The 21,643-nt window shown below is 41.9% G+C and carries 21 protein-coding genes; 12 read left to right on the top strand and 9 right to left on the bottom strand.

Annotated elements, in window-relative coordinates; genetic code table 11:
* Positions 1-70: 70 nt before the first annotated feature.
* Positions 71-818 (bottom strand): IS5 family transposase gene (locus FTV30_RS05260; protein ID WP_373683706.1). Its coding sequence is split into 2 segments (ribosomal slippage): positions 71-488 and positions 487-818, totalling 750 coding nucleotides; the frame shifts between segments, so codons are not numbered across the junction.
* Between the two features lie 42 nt (positions 819-860).
* Here FTV30_RS05260 and FTV30_RS05265 point away from each other — a divergent pair.
* From FTV30_RS05265 to gltS, 3 genes are all read left to right on the top strand, one after another.
* A complete protein-coding gene (locus FTV30_RS05265) occupies positions 861-1,823 on the top strand; it encodes a hypothetical protein (protein WP_257228901.1) in 963 nt (320 codons plus the stop codon).
* Between the two features lie 87 nt (positions 1,824-1,910).
* The gene (locus FTV30_RS05270) at positions 1,911-2,132 is read left to right on the top strand and encodes a hypothetical protein (protein ID WP_180001149.1); all 222 of its coding nucleotides are present in this window, start codon (positions 1,911-1,913) and stop codon (positions 2,130-2,132) included.
* A 124-nt stretch (positions 2,133-2,256) separates the two neighbouring features.
* On the top strand, positions 2,257-3,480 hold the full coding sequence (gene gltS / locus FTV30_RS05275) for a sodium/glutamate symporter (RefSeq protein WP_180001150.1): 1,224 nt from the start codon (positions 2,257-2,259) through the stop codon (positions 3,478-3,480).
* A gap of 152 nt (positions 3,481-3,632) precedes the next feature.
* Here the strand turns inward: gltS and FTV30_RS05280 are convergent, their stop codons facing one another.
* On the bottom strand, positions 3,633-4,496 hold the full coding sequence (locus tag FTV30_RS05280; protein ID WP_100355333.1) for an alpha/beta fold hydrolase: 864 nt from the start codon (positions 4,494-4,496) through the stop codon (positions 3,633-3,635).
* A gap of 117 nt (positions 4,497-4,613) precedes the next feature.
* Between FTV30_RS05280 and FTV30_RS05285 the strand changes: the two genes are divergently transcribed.
* Positions 4,614-5,072 carry a hypothetical protein gene (locus FTV30_RS05285; protein WP_005097113.1) on the top strand — a complete coding sequence of 153 codons (459 nt, stop codon included), beginning with the start codon at positions 4,614-4,616 and terminating at the stop codon, positions 5,070-5,072.
* An 82-nt stretch (positions 5,073-5,154) separates the two neighbouring features.
* Here the strand turns inward: FTV30_RS05285 and FTV30_RS05290 are convergent, their stop codons facing one another.
* Positions 5,155-5,373 carry a hypothetical protein gene (locus tag FTV30_RS05290; protein WP_005097112.1) on the bottom strand — a complete coding sequence of 73 codons (219 nt, stop codon included), beginning with the start codon at positions 5,371-5,373 and terminating at the stop codon, positions 5,155-5,157.
* Between the two features lie 584 nt (positions 5,374-5,957).
* Positions 5,958-7,244: a branched-chain amino acid transport system II carrier protein gene (gene brnQ, locus FTV30_RS05295; protein ID WP_180001151.1), complete on the bottom strand. Its 1,287-nt coding sequence runs from the start codon at positions 7,242-7,244 to the stop codon at positions 5,958-5,960.
* Between the two features lie 350 nt (positions 7,245-7,594).
* Between brnQ and map the strand changes: the two genes are divergently transcribed.
* Positions 7,595-8,389 (top strand): type I methionyl aminopeptidase, encoded by a 795-nt coding sequence (gene map, locus FTV30_RS05300; protein ID WP_074383204.1) that lies wholly within the window; start codon positions 7,595-7,597, stop codon positions 8,387-8,389.
* A gap of 232 nt (positions 8,390-8,621) precedes the next feature.
* Here map and FTV30_RS05305 read toward each other — a convergent pair whose 3' ends face one another.
* The gene (locus FTV30_RS05305; RefSeq protein WP_005097107.1) at positions 8,622-9,521 is read right to left on the bottom strand and encodes a LysR substrate-binding domain-containing protein; all 900 of its coding nucleotides are present in this window, start codon (positions 9,519-9,521) and stop codon (positions 8,622-8,624) included.
* A gap of 310 nt (positions 9,522-9,831) precedes the next feature.
* On the opposite strand from FTV30_RS05305, the gene FTV30_RS05310 reads away from it, so the two are divergent.
* Positions 9,832-10,740 carry a polysaccharide deacetylase family protein gene (locus FTV30_RS05310; RefSeq protein WP_180001152.1) on the top strand — a complete coding sequence of 303 codons (909 nt, stop codon included), beginning with the start codon at positions 9,832-9,834 and terminating at the stop codon, positions 10,738-10,740.
* Positions 10,741-10,899: 159 nt separating this feature from the next.
* Here FTV30_RS05310 and FTV30_RS05315 read toward each other — a convergent pair whose 3' ends face one another.
* The 3 genes from FTV30_RS05315 to FTV30_RS05325 are packed head-to-tail and all read right to left on the bottom strand — an operon-like array spanning position 10,900 to position 13,116.
* Complete coding sequence (locus FTV30_RS05315; RefSeq protein WP_074383202.1) at positions 10,900-11,598, bottom strand: NAD-dependent deacylase; 699 nt, start codon at positions 11,596-11,598, stop codon at positions 10,900-10,902.
* A gap of 18 nt (positions 11,599-11,616) precedes the next feature.
* A complete protein-coding gene (locus tag FTV30_RS05320; protein ID WP_180001153.1) occupies positions 11,617-12,549 on the bottom strand; it encodes an alpha/beta fold hydrolase in 933 nt (310 codons plus the stop codon).
* Positions 12,550-12,579: 30 nt separating this feature from the next.
* Positions 12,580-13,116 carry a PadR family transcriptional regulator gene (locus FTV30_RS05325; RefSeq protein ID WP_100329579.1) on the bottom strand — a complete coding sequence of 179 codons (537 nt, stop codon included), beginning with the start codon at positions 13,114-13,116 and terminating at the stop codon, positions 12,580-12,582.
* A gap of 164 nt (positions 13,117-13,280) precedes the next feature.
* Between FTV30_RS05325 and FTV30_RS05330 the strand changes: the two genes are divergently transcribed.
* From FTV30_RS05330 to FTV30_RS05340, 3 genes are all read left to right on the top strand, one after another.
* Complete coding sequence (locus FTV30_RS05330) at positions 13,281-15,305, top strand: NADPH-dependent 2,4-dienoyl-CoA reductase (RefSeq protein ID WP_005097099.1); 2,025 nt, start codon at positions 13,281-13,283, stop codon at positions 15,303-15,305.
* A 146-nt stretch (positions 15,306-15,451) separates the two neighbouring features.
* The gene (locus FTV30_RS05335) at positions 15,452-15,862 is read left to right on the top strand and encodes a nuclear transport factor 2 family protein (protein ID WP_005097098.1); all 411 of its coding nucleotides are present in this window, start codon (positions 15,452-15,454) and stop codon (positions 15,860-15,862) included.
* A 69-nt stretch (positions 15,863-15,931) separates the two neighbouring features.
* Positions 15,932-17,044 carry a YheT family hydrolase gene (locus FTV30_RS05340; RefSeq protein WP_005097097.1) on the top strand — a complete coding sequence of 371 codons (1,113 nt, stop codon included), beginning with the start codon at positions 15,932-15,934 and terminating at the stop codon, positions 17,042-17,044.
* Positions 17,045-17,100: 56 nt separating this feature from the next.
* Here FTV30_RS05340 and FTV30_RS05345 read toward each other — a convergent pair whose 3' ends face one another.
* Positions 17,101-17,535, bottom strand: a complete 435-nt coding sequence (locus FTV30_RS05345) for a hypothetical protein (protein ID WP_005097096.1) — start codon at positions 17,533-17,535, stop codon at positions 17,101-17,103.
* A 226-nt stretch (positions 17,536-17,761) separates the two neighbouring features.
* Between FTV30_RS05345 and FTV30_RS05350 the strand changes: the two genes are divergently transcribed.
* The 3 genes from FTV30_RS05350 to eno are packed head-to-tail and all read left to right on the top strand — an operon-like array spanning position 17,762 to position 21,640.
* Entirely contained in the window at positions 17,762-19,402 is a 1,641-nt protein-coding gene (locus tag FTV30_RS05350) for a CTP synthase (protein ID WP_005097095.1), read from the top strand.
* Between the two features lie 31 nt (positions 19,403-19,433).
* On the top strand, positions 19,434-20,291 hold the full coding sequence (gene kdsA / locus FTV30_RS05355) for a 3-deoxy-8-phosphooctulonate synthase (RefSeq protein WP_005106657.1): 858 nt from the start codon (positions 19,434-19,436) through the stop codon (positions 20,289-20,291).
* 59 nt (positions 20,292-20,350) lie between these two features.
* A complete protein-coding gene (gene eno, locus FTV30_RS05360; RefSeq protein ID WP_100329577.1) occupies positions 20,351-21,640 on the top strand; it encodes a phosphopyruvate hydratase in 1,290 nt (429 codons plus the stop codon).
* Positions 21,641-21,643: the final 3 nt, after the last annotated feature.

Below are 21,643 nucleotides of genomic sequence, written 5' to 3' on the forward strand. Positions count from 1 at the left end.
AAAAAATTAATAAAGGAAAATTTTTAAATAATCAGAAATCAAAAGTTGCTATGTCATCTAGGGCGTGTCATCAATTAAGCCAGATGATTGTTGAAGCCAAATAAATCGCTGATAAGAAGTTTTGAGCTAATTTATCATAGCGTGTGGCAATAGCACGATACTGCTTGAGTTTGGCAAAAAAGTTCTCGATCAGATGTCTTGCCTTGTAGAGATGTCGGTCATAATCACGCTGATCAATAGAATTACTTTTCGCTGGCATCACAACCTGACCCTTCGCCTCTAAAATTGGATCAATGACCCGATCCCTGGAGTTGTAGGCTTTATCCATAAGCCAGGTCTGGCTCAACGATAAGTCCAGCAACACATCTGAACCGTTTAAGTCATGGGCCTGCCCATCAGTGAGATAAAATCCTGTCGGGTTGCCTAAAGCATCAGTCCGGGCATGAATTTTGGTGCTTAAGCCACCTTTACTGCGTCCAATCGCCTGATTTTTTCCCCCCAGCGCTGTGTTGATGAGCACGTACAATAGTGGAGTCTAACATGGCGTATTCATTATCACTGTCATGTGACAGCACTTCAAAGACTCTCTGCCACACACCTGTTTTAGCCCAACGGCTAAAACGGGTATGTACGACTCTAAAATCACCAAAGCGTTCTGGTAAGTCTCGCCACGGAATACCTGAACGATACCGATACAATACCGCTTCAACAAATAGTCGGTTGTCTTTGGCCGTTACTCCAACAGCACCTATTCGTCCAGGTAACAGATCTTTAATCAGTTCCCACTGATCATCTCTTAATGCATAGCGTTTAGTCATAAAAATATAATGGGGACAAGGTGGTTTTCCTCAAGTTAATTGATGACACGCCCTAGAAGGCTCTTATTTAATTATGTAGGTAATGCAGATATCTGGAGTGATGGGTTTTATGTTGATTATATGAGCGGGGGTGGGAGTGGAATACTTTTTAAATATAGAAATAAATATTTTATTTTAACTGCTTACCATGTGATTAAAGAAACTATTGAAAATCCATTGCAAAATAGTTCACCTTTTTGGATAAGGTCTAAAGAAAAAACTGTAGAAAGCATTAATGATTTTTTAATGCCAAAAAAAGTTTGGTTTATTGGGGAGTTAATTCCTGAAGTGGAGGGTTGGCAAGATTATACGGATGTTGTTTTTATTGAAATGTTTAATCCACATAATAATTTTGAACCAGATAACTATGTTGATATAACTCAAAAAGGGGAATGTACTGAAATTCTATCTTCAAATAAATTTTTTGAAGGTCAAATACTGGCTGCTTCAGGCTATCCATTAGAGAGTAATCTATTTGAATTTGAAGAAGTACCAAAAGGTTATACTCATGCAACTAACTTACTGCGTCATCATGATATTGGTATTTGTTTGTTTGATGAGTATGGACATCCATATATAGATTATGAAAAATGTGCACATATATTTACTGGCACGGCTTATGATCATAATGGAATGAGCGGTGGTGCAATATATAACTTTGAACCTAATAGCAATGCAAGATTAGTAGGAATGGTGTTGAGTGGTAATAACAAGATAATTAGATTTATTCCACTATCAAAAATTTTATGTCAAATACGTCACTATCATAATGCAAGTTTTATGATTTTAGATTATGAAGAAGCAGTTCTAAAAGGATATTTGGAGAGATCTGGGAGTTATTGTGTAGAAACAATGCAGACATGTTTGGATAAAATGCTGAGTGTGGAGGGGAATTATGATTCGTATAAAGACTGGCTCAAAAACAGAAAGTTGAAAAATAAAGAATTAGGTTGTTTTAAAATATAAGATAAATAATTGTAATCTTCGTATTTCAGCTAAACTACTAAAGTAATATCAAATTTTTATATTCGATCGAAAAGTGGTTAAAGTAAGATGCCCAAACAATCCCGATTTTTATGTATTGGTGGTTTCCTCAATGGAACGCAAGTTAAAGACCAAGGCGATAACTTTGTCTGTGTCGAAAAGTCTAAAAATGTGACTTACACAAAAAAAGAAATTTTCCATCCTGACGCTTGGGATCATGATTATTACATCTGTGAAAGCACCACAGATCAGCAAGCGCGCAACTGGGTTTATGATATTCCATCACGTTAATTGCGTCTATTCAGGCTATAAATTAAACAATTATTAGAAACAGTAACTTGCATTACATTTCTGTGATTGATTTTTCATCTCTCTTTCCCAAAACTGTATGAAAATAAAGCCAATAGGGAATGTTATGACTTATGAAATAGATGCCTTTGGCACTCTAGTAATTGCTGTTTTTTTTCTTTTTATTGGGCGGTATCTTGTTAGTAAAATTAGCTTCTTTAGGAACTATAACTTACCTGAACCTGTAATCGGTGGTTTAGTCGCAGCGATTACGGCCTTTATTTTCTATAAATTGTTTAATATCAGTGCCACATTTGACGCACAAATTCAAACCATCCTGATGCTGATGTTCTTTACTTCTGTTGGCTTAAGTGCAGACTTTTTGAAACTGAAAGAAGGTGGAAAATCGCTCCTGACCTTCTTGGTCTGTGTCATTTTATTTGTAGTCGTGCAAAATGCTGTCGGTATGAGTTTAGCCACAGCGCTTGGACTTGATCCACTGATTGGCTTGATTGTCGGTTCCGTCACCTTAACGGGTGGTCATGGTACCGCCGGTGCCTGGGGCGAGGTTCTGGAAACTCAATATGCGATCCAGGGAGCAGTTGTCCTTGGTATGGCAAGTGCTACCTTTGGCTTGATTATTGGTGGACTTGTGGGCGGTCCAGTTGCCAAGTTCCTGATTAAACGCAACCAACTGGCTGAAACAGTAGCGCAAGAGACTAATGAACAGCAGCTCGAATCGCACATCAACACTGCGCCCTTTGAATATCCAAAGAAAACCCGATTGATTACATCCAGTAATGCCGTGTCGACTTTGGGGATGTTTGCCCTGTGTATTTTTGTCGCCAATCAGATGACAGACTTCAGTCAGGGAAGATGGTTTGAATTGCCCACTTTTGTATGGGCTTTAGGCACAGGTGTGATTGTGCGTAATGTCTTGGAGCATGTGCTGAAAGTCGATATCTTCGACCGTGCAATCGATGTATTTGGCAATGCGTCTTTATCCCTGTATTTATCTATGGCTTTACTATCACTGCAACTCTGGTTACTGGCCGATTTGGCAGGTCCGCTCATTACCATTTTATTGGCGCAGACAGCGGTATTGATTTTATTTACCGCAATTGTGACCTTTAGAATCATGGGCAAAAATTACGATGCAGCAGTATTAGTGGCAGGGCATTGTGGTTTTGGTATGGGGGCAACACCGACAGCGATTGCCAATATTCAGGCGGTGACCAATAGCTATGGTCCATCACATAAAGCTTTTTTAATTGTACCGCTGTGTGGTGCATTTTTTATTGATATTGTGAATGCTGTGGTGATCCAAAGCATCATTGCATTTTTCGGCTAAATGTTAATACGTTTTTAAAATCATACATGCAATAAAAAGCCCCATGGTTAGGGGCTAGTCGTATATAGGTCAAGCCCATATACTGTAAGAGGCTCATCTCAAACTGAGTGTATTAGAACATAGCAGCTTGCAAATAACCATCTAAATCTGATTTAAACCGTCAATTGTTGTTCAATCACCGGCCATAAGTTTTGATGTGATTTTTTAAACATCAGCATATGGCCAATGGCTTTATGCGCATATCTTTTAGGTTGAAGCTCAATCATCTGAGTGTCTGCATTGGGGTATAAACGCAGTAAATCTTTTACATTTGCTTCTGTTGCAATTTCATCATCCGATGACCAGATCGAAATAATCGGGCAGGTGATTTGAGCATGAAAATCTGAGCGTGGTAATAGGGTTTTACCCATTGCATTCATGACATAGCCCGGTTTGCTACAGAACTGTGCCCATTCACGCGCCACATCTTTAGGCAGATTTTCGCCCATGCCAATCGCTTGAGTTGGAGCATATCCTTTGCTCATACGGGCCAGTGGGAAAATGAGATTGAACATGACCGGCGCCAGCAGTTTGGTTTTACCTTTAAGTCCTTTGACATGTCCGGTTGAGCCAGCAACAGCCACCACTTTTGCAACTTTGTCATAATTCGGTACGATCCCCAGAAGCTGACCACCAGCACTATGCCCCAGCAAAATCACTTTTTCTGCATGAGTACGTGCTAATAAAGCATCAATCGCGGCGGGAATATCCAGTTGACCCCATTGCACAATACTGGCTTTGGACTGTTTTAAAGGGCCTGCGAGTGACTCACCAATTCCCCGAAAGTCAAAGACCAGTACCGCATAGCCCTGAGCTTGCAACCAGATGCAGAAATGATGATAAAACTGTTGGGTAATACCTGTGGCAGGACAGACCAATACCGGACGTTTTTCAGATTCTGAAGAAGCCGCATAAAAGCGTGCACTTAAGTGATAGCCATCCTGGCACTGTAGAGTCAATGTTTCAAATTCAGACATACGATACACTATGATTTTAGCTTCCTGATGAAGCTTTAACTTTATACAGTTTTTGAAGGGATGCTTGCGCAAAGCATGACTTAAAAGTCAGTAAAATAATAGATATGGAATGAGCTTATGCTATCAATGGAACTTGCACTGGCCGTTAAAATCGCCATTATTTTTAGTGGAATATTCTTGTGGATTGGGATGTTTACCGGGGTCTGGAAGTATTGGCAGATCCGTCAATCACCACAGTCACGCGCACATTATTATGTGGATATTGCCCATCGTAGCAGTCTGCTATATGCACCAGCGACGCTAATTCTGGCAGTTCTGGCATATTATTCCGATTTATCCAGTGCCATGAATTTGATCTGCGTACTGGTGAATATCGTATTTTTTAGTTTTTCGATTGCAGCTTATATGCTGCATGGTTTCCTGCAAGATACCACCAATCAGTTTAAGCAACCGCATCAACTGGGTCGGTTTCATCTACCTGGCAGTCTGATGAGCTTGGCAATGCTGGGATTAATTATTGCAGAACTTGGAGGAACGGGGATTTTACTCTATGGCGCATTTGGTGGGCTATTTTAATTATTCTTAAAAGTAATATTTTGGTTTTTTTACCAGATGGATGACTGGCCACATCATCCATCTGGGCTAATTTAAAATTTGATTATCGGTATTTCTGGTCTATGGCAGCCCATAGGAAGAAAGCAGCTGAGACGATCAGCGCATAACCAAAGTATTCAAGTTTTAAATTACCTTGAATTAAGCAATGGACGGTTAAAGTCAGCATAAGTGCAAAAGTAGTGCATATAAATGTCACCAGATTGGTGTCGTTGGCTTTAAGAGCGTCAATGAAGACTTGCTTGTTGAAATGTAATGATAACATCTCCATCCCTCCCATTTATTTATGTTATTGAAGACTAAAGCAGATTAAGTTAGTCAGAATTGAACATACAGTTGTACTGTTTAATATCAGCCTTTGCAACCATCGGGCTGCACTTTCAGGGTCAAAATGGCCTTCTTTAGTCGTAAAAATACATAATCAATTGATTAGTAAAGCATTATATATTCAGATTACACCTCCATATCGTCATGAAAACAATAGCTAGCAATTGTTTGATGTGAGCAGATAGAAAATGCAAATTCTACGCCAAAGATATGTAGTGTTAATCAATAGAATGTAAGACTGTGTATAAGTCAGGGGGCAAGATGGTTTAAGTCAGCAACAACATGTATCTAAAAGCTAAAATTCAAAAAATTATTTATATTTATATTAAAAATAGGATCATTCGAGCCTAATTATGAATCACACTTTCTGGAAAAAGCACGAGTAAATAGACACACAGCGATGATTTGATATTGTCTGTAAGAAACAATAAAAGTCCGTTTGGGTAAAACCTGACAATTATTGATCACGCTAAAACCGGATTTTGGGTAAAAATACGATCTTTATCAGACAGCCTAGAAAGATTAGTTTCTAATACGATCAATCACAGCTGCAATCAGCAATACAATCATGGATGGAATAAACCAGGCCAGATTCTGTTCTGAGAGCGGCAAATTTTGTAGTACGGCAGGCAATTCAAAACCAGCAACTTTTATTCCATCAAAAATACCGAAGATAAAGGCCACTAGCGTCACTGGTGCAATCACATGGGACAGTTTTTTGAAGAAGCTAGCGCAGAAGCTCAATAAAATCACACTAATTGCAGGTGGATAAATCGCGCTCAATACGGGCACCGAAACGGCAATCAGTTTGGTTAAACCCAGATTTGAAATAAGCAGTGAGAAACCGACCAGAATAAATACAAAAATCTTGTATGGGATTTTAGTCAAACTGGAGAAATATTCGGCACAGGCGCAGGTCAGGCCAATCGCAGTCACCATACAGGCAATAAAAATCATGCCAGACAGGAAATAAGCACCCATATCACCAAAGGCATGTTGTACATAGGCATGCAGGATAATGGCACCATTGGCTGCATTCGGTGCAATCTCATGGCTACCCAGTCCAAGTTTAAACAGACTTAAATACACTAGAGTTAAACCAATACCAGAAATAATGCCGGCATTCACTGCATATTTGGTAATCAGTTTTTTATCGGTTACACCACGTGAAGTAATGGCTTTAACAATCACAATACCGAAAACTAAAGCGCCCAAAGTATCCATGGTTAAATAACCATTTACGAAGCCTTCAGTCACTGGACTGGTAACGTAATTATTGATCGCTGCAGGCGGATTGCTGGCAGGAATCATCACGGCTGCTACACCCAAAATGATCAAAGAAATAATTTTAAGTGGCGACAGGAAATAGCCGACGGTATCCAGAATCTTGTTTGGATATAAAGACACGATGGTCACCACAGCAAAATAGATAATGCTGTAAATGAGCAGGCTGCCAGATTCATTGCCAAAGTAAGATGAAAAACCGATTTCATAAGAAACGGTTGCGGTACGTGGTGTCGCAAATAAAGGGCCAACAGCTAAGTAACAGATTACAGTCAGTAAAATGCTGGCTGCTTTGCCAAGAGGCGAGCTTAGTGCCTGAATGGAGCCTTCAACGCGAGACAACGCAATAATGGTAATCACGGGTAAGCCGACTGCTGTAATAAGGAAGCCTAAAGCAGCGAGCCATACGTGTTCACCGGCTTGTTGAGCCACAATCGGTGGGAAGATAATGTTGCCCGCACCAATAAATAGTGCAAAGGTCATAAAACCTAGGGCGACAATATCCCGGGTACGCAGACTTGTCATAAAGGGAGATCAATAGAACAAAAGAAAGCGATTTTAGTGTATATGTCCATCTTTTTGGAGTTTATTTTAAGGCTGCAGACCTTGAATCTATTGATTTTGCTGCTCAGATAACCATTCATTCAAATTTTGGTAGAAATATCTGATTGATAATCAGCTAAAAAATAGATGATCTAAGCCCACTGTATGGATTGATCTGAATTTTCTTTAAAATTCTCAGATTATTTTTTGTATGAATAAGCAACAGTTGAAATTCTGATTTCCAGAAAAATTGCGGTGATGAAATCCACTAACTGTGACATATGTAACAAAAAAGGGACTATAATTCAGATATTCATAGTGAGGATAGATATATGCGAGCTCCAGCGATTAGTCTTAAAACTGAGCAAGATGTAGAAAAATTGCGGATATCTGGGCGTTTGGCCGCAGAAGTTTTAGCGATGATCGGGGAGCATGTCAAGCCAGGTGTCACGACCGAATATCTGGATGATCTCTGTCATGATTTTATTATCAATACTCTAAAAGTAACACCGGCTAATATTGGCTATTACGGTTATACCAAGACCACCTGCATTTCGCCGAATGAAGTAGTCTGTCACGGTATTCCATCCTCAAAAACCGTGTTGCAGGATGGTGATATTATCAATATTGATGTGGCGATCATCAAAGATGGTTATTTCGGTGATACCAGCCGGATGTATTATGTGGGAACGCCATCTCCAGAAGCCAGACGTCTGGTCAATACCACCTATGCAGCGATGCTGGCCGGGATTCATGCAGTGAAGCCGGGAGCTACCTTAGGCGATATTGGTTATGCAATTCAAACCGTTGCACAGCGTGAAGGCTATTCGATTGTGCGTGAGTATTGCGGTCATGGCATCGGCAAGGTTTATCACGAACAACCGAATATTCTGCATTATGGACAGCCGGGTCAAGGCATCAAGCTGGTGCCGGGTATGGTCTTTACCATTGAGCCGATGGTAAATATGGGTAAAGCTCGTGTCAAAGAACTAAAAGATGGCTGGACTGTGGTTACCACGGATAAATCGTGGTCTGCACAATGGGAACATATGGTTTATGTGACCGAAACCGGATTTGAATTACTCTCTCCATGGCCTGAAGGCACGGGTGATTATCCGGAAATTTAAAATTTTGACGGGATTTCTGTTAAAAACTTTTGACTTGCCAAATTTACAAGTTCATCGTTTTTGCTGACAAAAATACACAAAACACTACAGCAAAACAATGGTTTGAAAATAGAAGTCTGGTTAGACTGAGAATCAGTTACAAAGTTTCCTTTTTTATTCACTGTGCTGTAGTGACCTGTTTCTCTAGCTCATTTTTCCCCAAGAATGAGCTATTTTTTTGTCCATATTTTTATTAGCTATGGTTTAATTCTGCGACCAGATAGTCAATAAATACCCGGACTGCAGGCAGCAGACCGCGACGTGAGGGATAAACCGCATGAAAAATACCATGCGGTGCTTTCCAGTCAGGTAAAACCCGTACCAGTTCGCCACGTGCCACATACTGCTCTACCACGTTATCTGGCAATAAGGTCACCCCGCAGCTTGAAGCCGCAAGTTGCGCCAACATATTGAGGTCTGAACCCAATACAGTTGGACTGACCCGAATTTTCTTTTGTTCTTGCTGCTCGTTTTGTAAGGTCAGAAATTGTTCGGTATGATCTTCTGCCATAGTCAGAATCTTATGTTCAGCCAGTTGCTCGGGGGTTTTTAGCTCACCAAACTGATTGAGATAACCTTGACTTGCAAACAGATGCTGTTCAATTTTTTCAAACTGACGGATGACCAGATTCGGATCGTCATCCAGATTGGAGCGTACCCGCAGTGCCAGATCACAGCCTTCATTAATGATATCGACCCGGCGATTGGTGATCATCATCTGAACTTTAATTTCTGGATATTGCTTGAGGAAGTTTGGCAGGATTTTGGCGATTTCATTCTGGGCAATTAAAACCGGCAAACTGACTTTAATCGTACCACGCGGTTCGGTACTAAGATGATCGACCAGATCATGTGCTGCCTGTGCTGCATTTAACATGACCTGTGCATGGCGGTAAACGTTCATGCCAATATCGGTAACCGCAAAATGACGCGAGCTGCGTTGAATCAGGCGGACACCTAGACGTTCTTCCAAGTTATGGACACGACGGCTAAGCTTGGATTTAGGGATGTCTGTTGCACGTTCAGCTGCGCTAAAGCCGCCATGTTCCACCACCTGTGCAAAGCAGTAAAAATCATCAAGATCAGTCAGCATTCCAAAATTCCATTTATGCAACAATCTGCTGATTAAAAATTGATTGTTACGTTCTGTCAATTAAAAAAATATTGAAGTTACTAAAATTTAAAAGCCAACACACTCGATAATGTGATACATAGGCGCTCATTTATAATGTCTGGAATCTCATTACACCACAGCTAAGTGGTGATTCATTAAAAAAATTGCCATTCAATATATAAGCTTAGATAATAAATAAATTTCGTATTAGCCGTCGATGTAAAGTTCAATCAGTTTGAATAATTATTAGGTTAAAAGATATTTATTTTCTAAGCTCTAGCACTCATTTATGATTAAAAAAATTGTCTTAAGCCTATGTCTCTGTGTTTCTCATGTGGCTTTTGCTCAACAGATCGCCCTCAGTTTCGATGATGGACTAGACCCAGCCAATAACCCAGATGCTTGTCATATCAATAATGACATTCTAAATACCCTAAAACAAAAGCGAATTTTGGCTATTGTCTATCCAAGCGTCAGTAAAATTAGCACAGAAAAAGGGTTGCAGATGATTTCAGAGTGGGGGAAACAGGGGCATCGAATAGGCAATCATGGAAATTTACATCTTAACCTAAATAAAGATGAGATTAGCTTGAAAAATTATTTAAAAGACATAGAGCAAGGACATCAAATATTTTCTACATTACCCGGATTTGTACCACGTTACCGATTTCCATTTCTTAAAGAGGGAAATACGCTAGAAAAAAGGGAAGGAGTACGACAATGGCTGATAACCCATCATTATCAATCGGGAGCTGTTAGCATCGATGCGAGTGATTGGTATTACAATCAACTGTTTTTGCAGTATCAGCAAGCACAAGATCAAGAAAGCCTGAATAAATTAAAACAAGCTTATCTGTTTCATTTGCTTGATCGAGCACAGTATTACGATAATTTAGCACAACAAACATTAGGACGTTCACCCAAGCATGTGCTTTTACTTCATGTAAGAGCCATTAATGCGGCTTGGCTAGAAGACATTATTGACTCGTTTAAGCAACAGGGCTGGAAATTTGTTGATAGTGATAGCGCTTATCAGGATTCAATTTATAAAATTCAGCCACAAACTCTACCTGCGGGTGAAAGTATTTTATGGAATATTGCACAAATTTATGGGCTCGAGTCATTACGTTATCCAGCTGAAGATGCCCCATATGAATATCCAAATTTGAAGAAATTTGGTTTAAGTGTGGCGCCTTAGATACGGTTATTTCACTTTAGAAAATCACGAGGTGTATGCTATAGACAGTAAGAGTTAGATGTATTTAGGCTGTAACCAATATGATTAAGTGTCGCTACGTTTTCTAAATACCTGAATAATCATCATTGAACATGACACAGCATATGTCTTGTGATGAAATTATTTTTCTAGGAGCTGGATCAACTGTTGCATACCGTGAGTGGCCGTTTGGGTGATCTTGTGAAATTGTACCGGCAATTGTTGTTGGTCTGCTTTGGGGTCAATATAATAGGCCTGGCAAGATGCCGGAATGTCATGAATCAATCCCGCCACTGGATAAACTTGCAGACTGGTGCCAATCACCACAAAAATATCGGCATCTTGTACACAACTTTGGGCTTCTGCGTAGGCAGGAACGGCTTCGCCAAACCAGACCACGTGTGGACGCAGTGGATAACCTGCTGTGCAAAAGTGCTTGTTTAAATCTAATTCAGTTTCTTCAACCGGATAGAATTGGGTCGTACTTTGTGCATCTGGACCTGAGGTTTTAGCCAGTCGGATATTGCCATGAAGATGAATCACTTTGCTGCTGCCGGCACGTTCATGCAGATCATCGATATTCTGGGTAATGACATGCACATCATAATCTTGTTGCAGTTGCGCAATCTGGAGATGTGCAGTATTTGGCTCTGCCTCCAGAATATTTTTTCGGCGTGCATTGTAAAAGCACTGCACCAGTTGCGGATCTCTGGCCCAGGCCTGCGGAGTGGCGACATCTTCAATCCGATACTGTTCCCAAAGACCATCGCTGTCACGGAAGGTATTGATGCCACTTTCTGCGCTCATACCCGCACCTGAAAAGACCACCAGTTTTTTCATTATTTTTCTCCTGAATATTTAAACTGCTGAAGTACTCGATTGTGAATTCTCTTTCAAGAAGACACCGAGTTCTCTGGAAAATTTTAGCGGTTCAGTCAGCAAGGGCGTATGACCGGATTTTTTAAAAATCACCTGTTTGGCTTGAGGCAGGCTTTCTGCAATCAGGCGCTGTCCTTCAAAAGGATAGAGCCGGGATTGCGCGCCGCTAAAGAAAGTCACCGGACATTGAAGTTTGGTTAATGCTTCACGGTAATCTTCTCGATGATACAGATAATTGTTGATATACCAGGCCATGTAGTCCACACGGCTGGATGGCAGTAATAAACTTTGAAAGCGAGGTTGATGCAGTAAAAACTCAAATGCTTTAAGACTATAGGGATGACTGTTTTGCAGCTGGATAAAGCGCAGCCATAATGCGCCAATCTGTTGGCGTACTGTTTGATCTAGATCGCGAATAAATTGAATTTGCGGATGTGCAGCGAGGAGAACAGACAGTTGCTGCAAAATCCCCCTAAATTCGTCATGTTTTGGTCCAAACAGACCAAAAGCCCAAGTATCATCTACCGGTATTTTGGGTGTCTGATCAATATGCAAATAAGCCGTGATCCGTTTAGCGAAATGATCAGAGTGCAGACCATGCATAAGTGTGGTTGCCCCCATAGAGTAGGCAATGACTATGACTCGATCGAACTTGAGCTGATCTACCACTGAGCACACATCCTGCCAATGACAGTTAATTGCATCCAGATTTGCTGGAATTTTACAGTCTTTGGATGCACCGAAACCACGCCATTCTGGAATAATAAAACGAAACCTGTTTTTATGCGGATATAAAAAGGCCGCCCATTGCCAGCTCAACATGCCCAGACCAGACAACACTAAAACCGGTTGACCCTGACCGTATTCACGTACAAACAGCTGTTCGCCGTCTGGCATGCGATAAAAGGGCATGAATATTCTCCTTATTTTTATCCCGATCGTTTATTTAAACTGTTTGAGTCGCGGAATAACGGTTTCCAGCCAGTGAATCCAGCCAAGTTCTTGATCAATGCCGAGTTGTAAAATCATTTTATGAATATACAGGGTGCGATCATTTTCATCAGCTTGGGCAAAGTCTTTGGCAAAAATTTGCTGATAGGTGTTGAGTTTTTCTTTGTGCAGGACTAAATGCCGTTCCAGTTCCGCTAATGTGTTGTTGCCACCAAGCTGCGCTTCGGCACGTAAGCGTACCATCAATTCTTCGCGCAACTGTGCCGGTGGACTTTGCTGTATCATCCAGTGAGCCAATTCTTCACGACCGGGCAGTTCAACCTGATAGGTTTTTTTACGTGAATGTGCATCTTCTTCTTCGAGTGTTGAAATCCAGCCCTGTTTTGACATGGCATTTAGCTCTCGATAGATTTGCTGGTGGGTCGCATTCCAGAAGAATCCCATTGAGCGGTCAAAGCGCCGCGCCAGTTCTATTCCGGTACTGGGTTTTTCAATCAGGCTGGTCAGTAGCACATGCGATAAAGACATAAACGTCTCAAAAAAATGACTCGGGATTATTATGCAACATGTTGCATAAAAATCAATTCTGATTTATATATTAGTGCAACAAGTTGCATAATTCTGATCGATAAATGCAATATCTGATCAGCTGAATAAAAATAGCCAGCACATCAGCACGCTAAGGAGTTGAAATGTCTAAATATCCGAATTTACTTGCCCCGCTTGATTTAGGGTTTACCACACTCAAAAACCGGGTGCTGATGGGGTCAATGCACGTGGGGCTTGAAGAAGCACCCGGCGGATATGAGCGGATGGCAGCTTTTTATGCAGAGCGTGCCAAAGGTGGCGTAGCCTTAATCGTGACGGGTGGTATTTCACCCAATGATCATGGGGTGACGTTTCAGGGCGGCTCCAAGCTTGACAGTGTCGAAGAAGCTGAAAAGCATAAAGTGATTACCCAAGCGGTGCATGATGCAGGCGGGAAAATTGCCCTGCAAATTTTGCACACGGGCCGTTATTCCTATCAGGCAGAAAATGTTGCACCCTCTCCGATTCAGGCACCCATTAACCCGGTCAAGCCGCATGCCTTGAGTTCAGCTGAGGTTCAGCAAACTATTGATGACTTCGCCAATTGTGCCAAGCTGGCACAGTATGCCGGTTATGATGGCGTAGAAATTATGGGGTCGGAAGGTTATTTGATTAACGAGTTTATTGCAGCGCGAACCAATCATCGTGATGATGAATGGGGCGGCAGCTATGAAAACCGCATTCGTTTCCCGATCGAGATCGTGCGCCGTACCCGTGAAATGGTCGGTGAAAACTTTATTATTATCTATCGTCTGTCTATGCTGGATCTGGTGGAAGGTGGCTCAACTTTAGATGAAGTGGTACAACTGGCTAAAGCCATTGAAAAAGCCGGTGCCACGATTATCAATACCGGCATCGGCTGGCATGAAGCACGTATTCCGACAATTGCCACCAAGGTTCCTCGTGCAGCCTTTACCTGGGTTACCCGCAAGCTCAAAGGTCTGGTAAAAGTTCCTCTCATTACTTCTAACCGCATCAATACACCTGAGATGGCTGAGTATGTACTGGCTTCTGGTGATGCCGATATGATTTCCATGGCGCGTCCAATGCTGGCTGACTCTGAGTTTGTGCTTAAAGCTGAACAGGGTCGTAGCGATGAGATCAATACGTGTATCGGTTGTAATCAGGCCTGTCTGGATCATATTTTCTCGATGAAAATTGCCACCTGTCTGGTCAATCCACGGGCCTGTTATGAAACCGAACTCATCTTCAAAGACGTTGGCGAAGCGAAAAATATTGCCGTGATTGGGGCAGGTCCTGCCGGTTTAAGTTTTGCAGTCTATGCAGCGAATCGTGGTCATCAGGTCACGGTATTTGATGCGGCTGCACAGATTGGGGGACAATTTAATATTGCCAAAACCATTCCGGGCAAGGAAGAATTTTATGAAACCTTGCGCTACTTTAAACGTCAAATCGAGTTGCAGCCACGCATCAAGTTAAAGTTAAATCATACTGCCAGTTTTGCAGAACTTGAAGCGTCAGCATTTGATGAGATTGTCGTGGCAACAGGGGTAACCCCGCGTCAACTGGATATTCCGGGGATTGATCATCCAAAAGTCTTATCTTATCTCGAGGTGTTAAAAGAGCGTAAAGCTGTGGGACAGCGTGTGGCGATTATTGGTGCGGGAGGTATTGGTTTTGATACCGCGGAACTTCTGAGCCATGAAGGGGAAAGTGGCAGTATCAATCCAGAAAAATTCTATGATGAATGGGGCATCGATACCAAATATGATCAGGTCGGTGGTTTAAAAACTCCAGTTCTGGAAAAATCATCCCGTGAAATTTACTTATTGCAACGAAAAGCTGCTTCTGTGGGTTCTAGTCTGGGTAAAACCACGGGCTGGATTCACCGCACAGGGCTTAAACATCGTGACGTGAAAATGATTGCGGGTGCCAGCTATGACAGGATTGATGATCAGGGCTTGCATATCACCGTCAATGATAAGCAAATGGTGTTGGAAGTGGATAATGTCATTATTTGTGCTGGTCAGGAATCTTATACCGCCATGTTTGATGAGTTAAAATCTGCTGGTAAAAGTGTACACCTGATTGGTGGCGCCAAAGAAGCGGGTGAGTTAGATGCTAAACGTGCCATTCGTCAGGGGGCTGAATTGGCAGCGGTGATCTAAAAATATTAAAACCTGCTTTTTTTCCTCTTCTTTATTAAAGGAGAGGATTTATAAGAAAGAATCTCTCTTGTGAAGCAGTAGTTCTTACCTTTAATAAAGGGGGAGCGCTCTGTATTTAAAATATCAAAACAAAAAAGGAACCTCAAATGAGCATCGAAACTACAAAAAAATCCATTGATCGTTGGCATGAGATGTTAGCAACCCGCGATATGTCTATCTTGAATGAGTTACTTGCTGAGGATGTTGTATTTCGCTCACCTGTGGCTTTTCATCCTTATCCTGGCAAACAGGTGGTCTTTTTTATTCTGAGCAATGTGATCCAAGTCTTTGAAAACTTCACTTATCACCGTGAATTTATAAGTGAAGATGGTAACAATGTCGTACTTGAGTTTTCTGCTCAGGTAAGCGATAAAAAACTCAAGGGAGTTGACATGATTCAGTTTAATGAAGAAGGTCAGATCATTGATTTTGAAGTGATGATCCGGCCTAAGTCTGGACTTGAAGCCTTAGCGGTACAAATGGGCCAACGGATGCAGTCATTCCAAGTTAAAACTTAATTCGAATTATTGATTCAAGTCGGCATGAAGTTTGTAAATCACAGCTAGTCGAACTAGAGAGGATGACAGATGAAAATGTTGCTTAAAAAATTGGGTCAGCTGTCCAGCGAATATCTGGATCGCTTCAGTGGCGCAGATGAACCGACCCTGTATTACCATCCAAATGGTGTTTTTTCAGGACTCATTGAACGCTTACCGCAGCTGCAACAAAAATATCGTCCTACGCCGTGGTTAGCCAATGCACACGCACATATTCTATATTTGGATCTTATTAAAAAACATACGATTAAACTTAAATATGATGTACTTGAACAGCTAAAAATGTCGGATGGCGGGATTACCGGTATTGCCTGGTATGGGCTGGATTTACCAGCAAATACACCGACCATTGTCTTGTTACATACCATCACCGGCTCTCCAGAGTCGATGCGTGAACTGGTACAGGATCTGCATAAACATACCGGTTGGCGAGTGGCCTTGTGTTTGCGCCGTGGGCATGCAGACCTGCCCATGCCTGTAGCTAAAATGAACCTGTTCGGCTCGACCCAAGATCTACGTGAACAACTGCTGTATATACAGGATAGATTTCCTCAGTCTGAGCTGTATGGGGTCGGATCTTCTGCGGGTACAGGCTTGCTGGTGCGTTATCTCGGAGAAGAGGGATCACAAACACCGTTAAAAGCGGCTTTTGCCTTATGTCCAGGCTATAACACCGAAACCGGATTTGCCCATGTACATCCGTTTTATAGCAAAGTCATGGCCAAAAAACTAATCAAACGCTTTATTCATCCTTATCAGGAAACCTGGCAAATTTATCCTTCCTGGAAGCAATTGCTGGAGGTAAAAGACTTATCGGAGTTTGAACAGCGTTATTATCAACTGGCCGGTTTTTCAGACTATGAGAGTTATAGTAAGGCCACGAATCCAATTTATGTATTTGAAAACATTAAAGTTCCATTAATGATTTTAAATGCGGAAGATGATCCGGTGTGTCATATCCAGAATCTGGAACCTTATAAAGAAAAAATTCGGGCAATGTCGAATATCATGGTGATTACCACCAAAAAAGGCAGTCATTGCGGATTTTATCAAGGTCTGATGCAAACAGAATCGTGGGCTACGCGATTAATGGCAGACTATTTGATGCACTTGTCTCGTAATTCTGCACCGACATCTGCTTAAAAAAGAGTAATAAAAAAACCCAGCAAAAGCTGGGTTTTTTTGATGAATTCTCTTGATTAATCAAGCGCTGGCATCGCTGCTGCAATGGCATCAGCCACAGCGTCTTCTTCAGATTTGTTTGAATCAGAGTTTGATTTAGGCGTTGCTGCAGGTTTTGAAGGCTCTGGAGCTGGATTGTTTTCTGACGGCGTTCTTGTTGGAGCTGGTGTAGCTTCAACAGGTTCAGGCTTCTTCACTTCACGACGAATTTCAGTCGTCGTGTTAGCTGTCTGTTCACGTTGAATTTCCACAGTTGTCTCTGGAACTTCTTCAATTACCGCTTCTTCTACCGGCTCAAGCGGTTCAAATTGTGCTGGTTCAGGCGTTACAACTTCAGGTGCTGGATTAACCTCAACTTGTTCTTCTTCTTTAGGTGCTTCTTTTTTTACACACGCAGTCAAGCTCAGGCCAGTCAGGATTACGGTACAGAGTAAAAATTTCTTCATCATCATTGCATCAAACAGAAAAGTGTGGAGGGGATTACACTATTATAGCAGCAAATTACAAGATAGAAATCATATGAACTTACAGTAATTTTTTATTGGAATTGCTGTTAGAATAGTCAATTGTTTATTGTTCTTTGAATTGATGCGGATTGACTTTGCTTTCTAGGTACAAGGTAAAGTAAAATTGCGCAACATTGCAGGCCGATTTAGGCTCGATTGTACGAGAAACCCAATGACCCATTTTATTTTCGTTACTGGTGGTGTAGTTTCATCACTAGGTAAAGGTATTTCAGCTGCTTCTGTTGCTGCACTTTTAGAAGCTCGTGGTTTAAAAGTGACCATGGTAAAAATGGATCCATACATTAATGTCGATCCAGGGACGATGAGCCCATTCCAACATGGTGAAGTTTTTGTTACAGAAGACGGTGCTGAAACAGACTTAGATTTGGGTTACTACGAACGTTTCTTGCGTCGTGCGAAAATGACCAAACTGAATAACTTCACATCAGGTCGTGTTTACCAAGATGTTCTGAACAAAGAACGCCGTGGTGACTATCTGGGTGGTACTGTGCAAGTTATTCCACACATTACTGACAATATCAAAGAGCGTGTCCTGCGTGCAGGCGAAGGCTATGATGTTGCGATTGTAGAGATCGGCGGTACAGTAGGTGACATTGAATCTCTCCCATTCATGGAATCTGTACGTCAGCTAATGGTTGAACTTGGTCATAAACGTACCATGTTAATGCACTTAACGTTACTCCCATACATTAAGTCTGCAGCAGAATTAAAAACCAAACCAACACAGCACTCTGTTAAAGAACTTCTGTCGATTGGTATTCAGCCAGACATTCTCATCTGCCGTACCGAGTACGATGTAGATGCAGATACTATCCGTAAAATTGCATTATTTACCAACGTTGAAGCACGTGCCGTTGTGGTATGTAAAGATGCACGTTCGATCTATCAGATTCCACGTACTTTCTACGAACAGAATGTTGATGATTTAATCTGCGAACGTTTTGGTTATAACGACCTTCCTGAAGCGGATTTAACCGATTGGGATAACGTGGTAGAAGCATTATTGAACCCAGAATACACCGTTCGTGTAGCGATGGTCGGTAAATATGTAGAACTTCCAGATGCGTATAAATCTGTGAACGAAGCACTTTTACATGCCGGGGTGAAAAACCGCGTTAAAGTCCAAATTGACTATGTCAATGCAGAAGAACTTGAAAGCCAGGACGTGAACGAAGTATTGAAAGATGCCGATGCGATTCTGGTTCCAGGTGGTTTTGGTGAACGTGGTACTGAAGGCAAAATGCAGGCGATTCAATTCGCACGTGAAAACGGTGTACCTTTCCTTGGTATTTGCTTAGGTATGCAGTTGGCTGTAATCGAATATGCACGTAATGTTGTGGGCATTAGCGATGCAACGTCGACTGAATTTAACCGTTCGACCAAATCTCCATTGATTGGCTTGATCACTGAATGGTTAGATGAGCGCGGTGAAGTTCAGCAACGTTCTGCTGACTCTGATTTGGGTGGCACCATGCGTCTAGGGGCTCAAAAATCTGAACTGGTTGCAGGCACAAAAACAGCTGAAATCTATGGTTCTGAAGAAATCATTGAGCGTCACCGTCACCGTTACGAAATGAACAACCGTTATATCCCATTGCTTGAAGAAAAAGGCATGAAGATTTCTGGTTATTCACCGGTACAGCATCTGGTAGAAACAGTTGAAATTCCTCAACATCCTTGGTTTATTGCGGTACAATTCCACCCGGAATTTACCAGCTCACCACGTGAAGGTCATCCATTATTTGCCGGTTTCATTGATGCTGCGAAAAAGCAGTACCAAAAAACTCAATAATCGGTGTGTAGGACACAACTAGGAAGTTTAAATGTCGCAATTAAAACCACAAGAAATTGTACGTTTGGGCGATATACAAATGGCAAATCATTTGCCATTTGTATTATTCGGCGGAATGAATGTACTTGAATCTAAAGACTTGGCTTTTGAGATCGCTGAGACTTATGTCGATATTTGTACACGTTTGGGTATTCCCTATGTGTTCAAGGCCAGCTTTGATAAAGCCAACCGTTCAAGCTTGAACTCGTTCCGTGGCCCAGGCCTCGACAAAGGTCTCGAGTGGTTAGCTGACATTAAAAAACACTTTAATGTACCAATCATCACTGATGTACACGAGCCGTACCAGGCGGCGCCTGTTGCAGAAGTGGCGGACATTATCCAGCTGCCGGCTTTCTTGAGTCGTCAGACGGATCTGGTGGAAGCCATGGCAAAAACCGATGCCATCATCAACATCAAAAAAGCACAATTCCTTGCACCACACGAAATGCGTCATATTTTGCATAAGTGTCTGGAAGCAGGAAATGACAAACTGATCATTTGTGAGCGTGGTTCAGCATTTGGCTATAACAATCTGGTTGTAGACATGCTGGGCTTCGATATCATGAAAGAAATGAATGTGCCTGTGTTCTTTGATGTCACCCATGCCTTGCAAACTCCAGGTGGCCGTGCCGATTCTGCTGGCGGACGCCGCGCCCAGATTACCACATTGGCGCGTGCAGGTATGGCAACCGGTCTTGCAGGTTTGTTCCTGGAAGCACATCCTGATCCAGAGAAAGCCAAGTGTGATGGCCCATGTGCATTGCGCATGTCTCAACTTGAGCCTTTCTTGGCACAGCTAAAAGAATTGGATACCTTGGTCAAAGGTTTCGAAAAGTTAGATACACACTGAGTTTATCACTCTTGCGCTGCCCTAAAGGCAGCTCATATTAATCAACTGAGGAATAGTTCATGAGCCAAATCGTTGACATTCGTGCACGTGAAATTTTGGACTCTCGTGGTAACCCTACCATCGAAGCAGACGTAATCTTAGCATCTGGCGTAGTTGGCCGTGCATGTGCACCATCTGGTGCTTCAACTGGTTCTCGTGAAGCTTTAGAACTTCGTGATGGCGATAAAGCACGTTACTTAGGTAAAGGTGTTAAAACTGCGGTAAATAATGTAAACACCTTAATCCGTGATGCTTTGCTTGGTAAATCTGTATTCGAACAAAAAGACATCGATAACACGATGATTGCTTTAGACGGTACTGAAAACAAAGAAAAACTGGGTGCAAACGCAACTTTAGCTGTATCTTTGGCTGCTGCACGCGCTGCTGCTGATGAAAAGAAAATTCCTCTTTTTCAATATATTGCAGACCTTCGCAACAACTCGATTTTGACCATGCCTGTACCAATGATGAACATCATCAATGGTGGTTCACATGCAGACAATAACGTTGATATTCAAGAATTCATGATTGAGCCAGTGGGCTTCACTTCATTCTCTGAAGCTTTACGCGCTGGCGCTGAAATCTTTCATTCTTTAAAATCAGTTTTAAACAAAAAAGGTTTAAACACTGCTGTGGGTGATGAAGGTGGTTTCGCACCAAACCTTCGTTCTAACGAAGAAGCAATCACGGTTATTCTTGAAGCAATTGGTCAAACTGGCTACAAAGCAGGTTCTGACATTATGCTGGCGCTGGATTGTGCATCTTCAGAATTCTACAAAAATGGTCAGTACATTCTTGCGGGCGAAGGCAACAAAGCGTTCACCAGCAACCAGTTCTCTGACTATTTGGCTGGCCTTGTAAACCAATACCCAATTATTTCAATTGAAGATGGTTTGGATGAGTCGGATTGGGAAGGCTGGTCTTACCTGACTTCGATTCTTGGCGACAAGATCCAGTTGGTAGGTGATGACCTGTTCGTAACGAATCCTAAAATCCTGCAACGTGGTATCAACGAAAAAGTAGCTAACTCGATCCTGATCAAATATAACCAGATCGGTACCTTGACTGAAACTTTAGATGCGATCTATCTTGCCAAAGAAAATGGTTACTCTACTGTGATTTCACACCGTTCAGGTGAAACTGAAGATTCAACCATTGCGGATCTTGCAGTAGGTACAGCAGCAGGTCAAATCAAAACCGGTTCACTTTGCCGTTCTGACCGTGTAGCGAAATATAATCAGTTACTTCGTATTGAAGAATTGACTAATGCTGCATATCGCGGTAAAGCTGAGTTTAAAGGTTTGAACTAAGCG

This window comes from Acinetobacter sp. YH12255, from assembly GCF_013417355.1.
Classification (GTDB): Bacteria; Pseudomonadota; Gammaproteobacteria; order Pseudomonadales; family Moraxellaceae; genus Acinetobacter; species Acinetobacter pseudolwoffii.

Coding starts and splice junctions, on each gene's coding strand:
- FTV30_RS05325 (WP_100329579.1), bottom strand. CDS start 13,116: ATGTCTTTATCGCATGTGCTACTGACCAGCCTGATTGAAAAACCCAGT.
- FTV30_RS05345 (WP_005097096.1), bottom strand. CDS start 17,535: ATGATGATGAAGAAATTTTTACTCTGTACCGTAATCCTGACTGGCCTG.
- eno (WP_100329577.1), top strand. CDS start 20,351: ATGAGCCAAATCGTTGACATTCGTGCACGTGAAATTTTGGACTCTCGT.
- FTV30_RS05305 (WP_005097107.1), bottom strand. CDS start 9,521: ATGCTGACTGATCTTGATGATTTTTACTGCTTTGCACAGGTGGTGGAA.
- FTV30_RS05330 (WP_005097099.1), top strand. CDS start 13,281: ATGTCTAAATATCCGAATTTACTTGCCCCGCTTGATTTAGGGTTTACC.
- brnQ (WP_180001151.1), bottom strand. CDS start 7,244: ATGACAAGTCTGCGTACCCGGGATATTGTCGCCCTAGGTTTTATGACC.
- FTV30_RS05335 (WP_005097098.1), top strand. CDS start 15,452: ATGAGCATCGAAACTACAAAAAAATCCATTGATCGTTGGCATGAGATG.
- FTV30_RS05290 (WP_005097112.1), bottom strand. CDS start 5,373: ATGTTATCATTACATTTCAACAAGCAAGTCTTCATTGACGCTCTTAAA.
- FTV30_RS05350 (WP_005097095.1), top strand. CDS start 17,762: ATGACCCATTTTATTTTCGTTACTGGTGGTGTAGTTTCATCACTAGGT.
- gltS (WP_180001150.1), top strand. CDS start 2,257: ATGACTTATGAAATAGATGCCTTTGGCACTCTAGTAATTGCTGTTTTT.
- FTV30_RS05320 (WP_180001153.1), bottom strand. CDS start 12,549: ATGCCCTTTTATCGCATGCCAGACGGCGAACAGCTGTTTGTACGTGAA.
- FTV30_RS05310 (WP_180001152.1), top strand. CDS start 9,832: ATGATTAAAAAAATTGTCTTAAGCCTATGTCTCTGTGTTTCTCATGTG.
- FTV30_RS05285 (WP_005097113.1), top strand. CDS start 4,614: ATGCTATCAATGGAACTTGCACTGGCCGTTAAAATCGCCATTATTTTT.
- FTV30_RS05280 (WP_100355333.1), bottom strand. CDS start 4,496: ATGTCTGAATTTGAAACATTGACTCTACAGTGCCAGGATGGCTATCAC.
- FTV30_RS05270 (WP_180001149.1), top strand. CDS start 1,911: ATGCCCAAACAATCCCGATTTTTATGTATTGGTGGTTTCCTCAATGGA.
- FTV30_RS05340 (WP_005097097.1), top strand. CDS start 15,932: ATGAAAATGTTGCTTAAAAAATTGGGTCAGCTGTCCAGCGAATATCTG.
- kdsA (WP_005106657.1), top strand. CDS start 19,434: ATGTCGCAATTAAAACCACAAGAAATTGTACGTTTGGGCGATATACAA.
- map (WP_074383204.1), top strand. CDS start 7,595: ATGCGAGCTCCAGCGATTAGTCTTAAAACTGAGCAAGATGTAGAAAAA.
- FTV30_RS05315 (WP_074383202.1), bottom strand. CDS start 11,598: ATGAAAAAACTGGTGGTCTTTTCAGGTGCGGGTATGAGCGCAGAAAGT.
- FTV30_RS05265 (WP_257228901.1), top strand. CDS start 861: ATGACACGCCCTAGAAGGCTCTTATTTAATTATGTAGGTAATGCAGAT.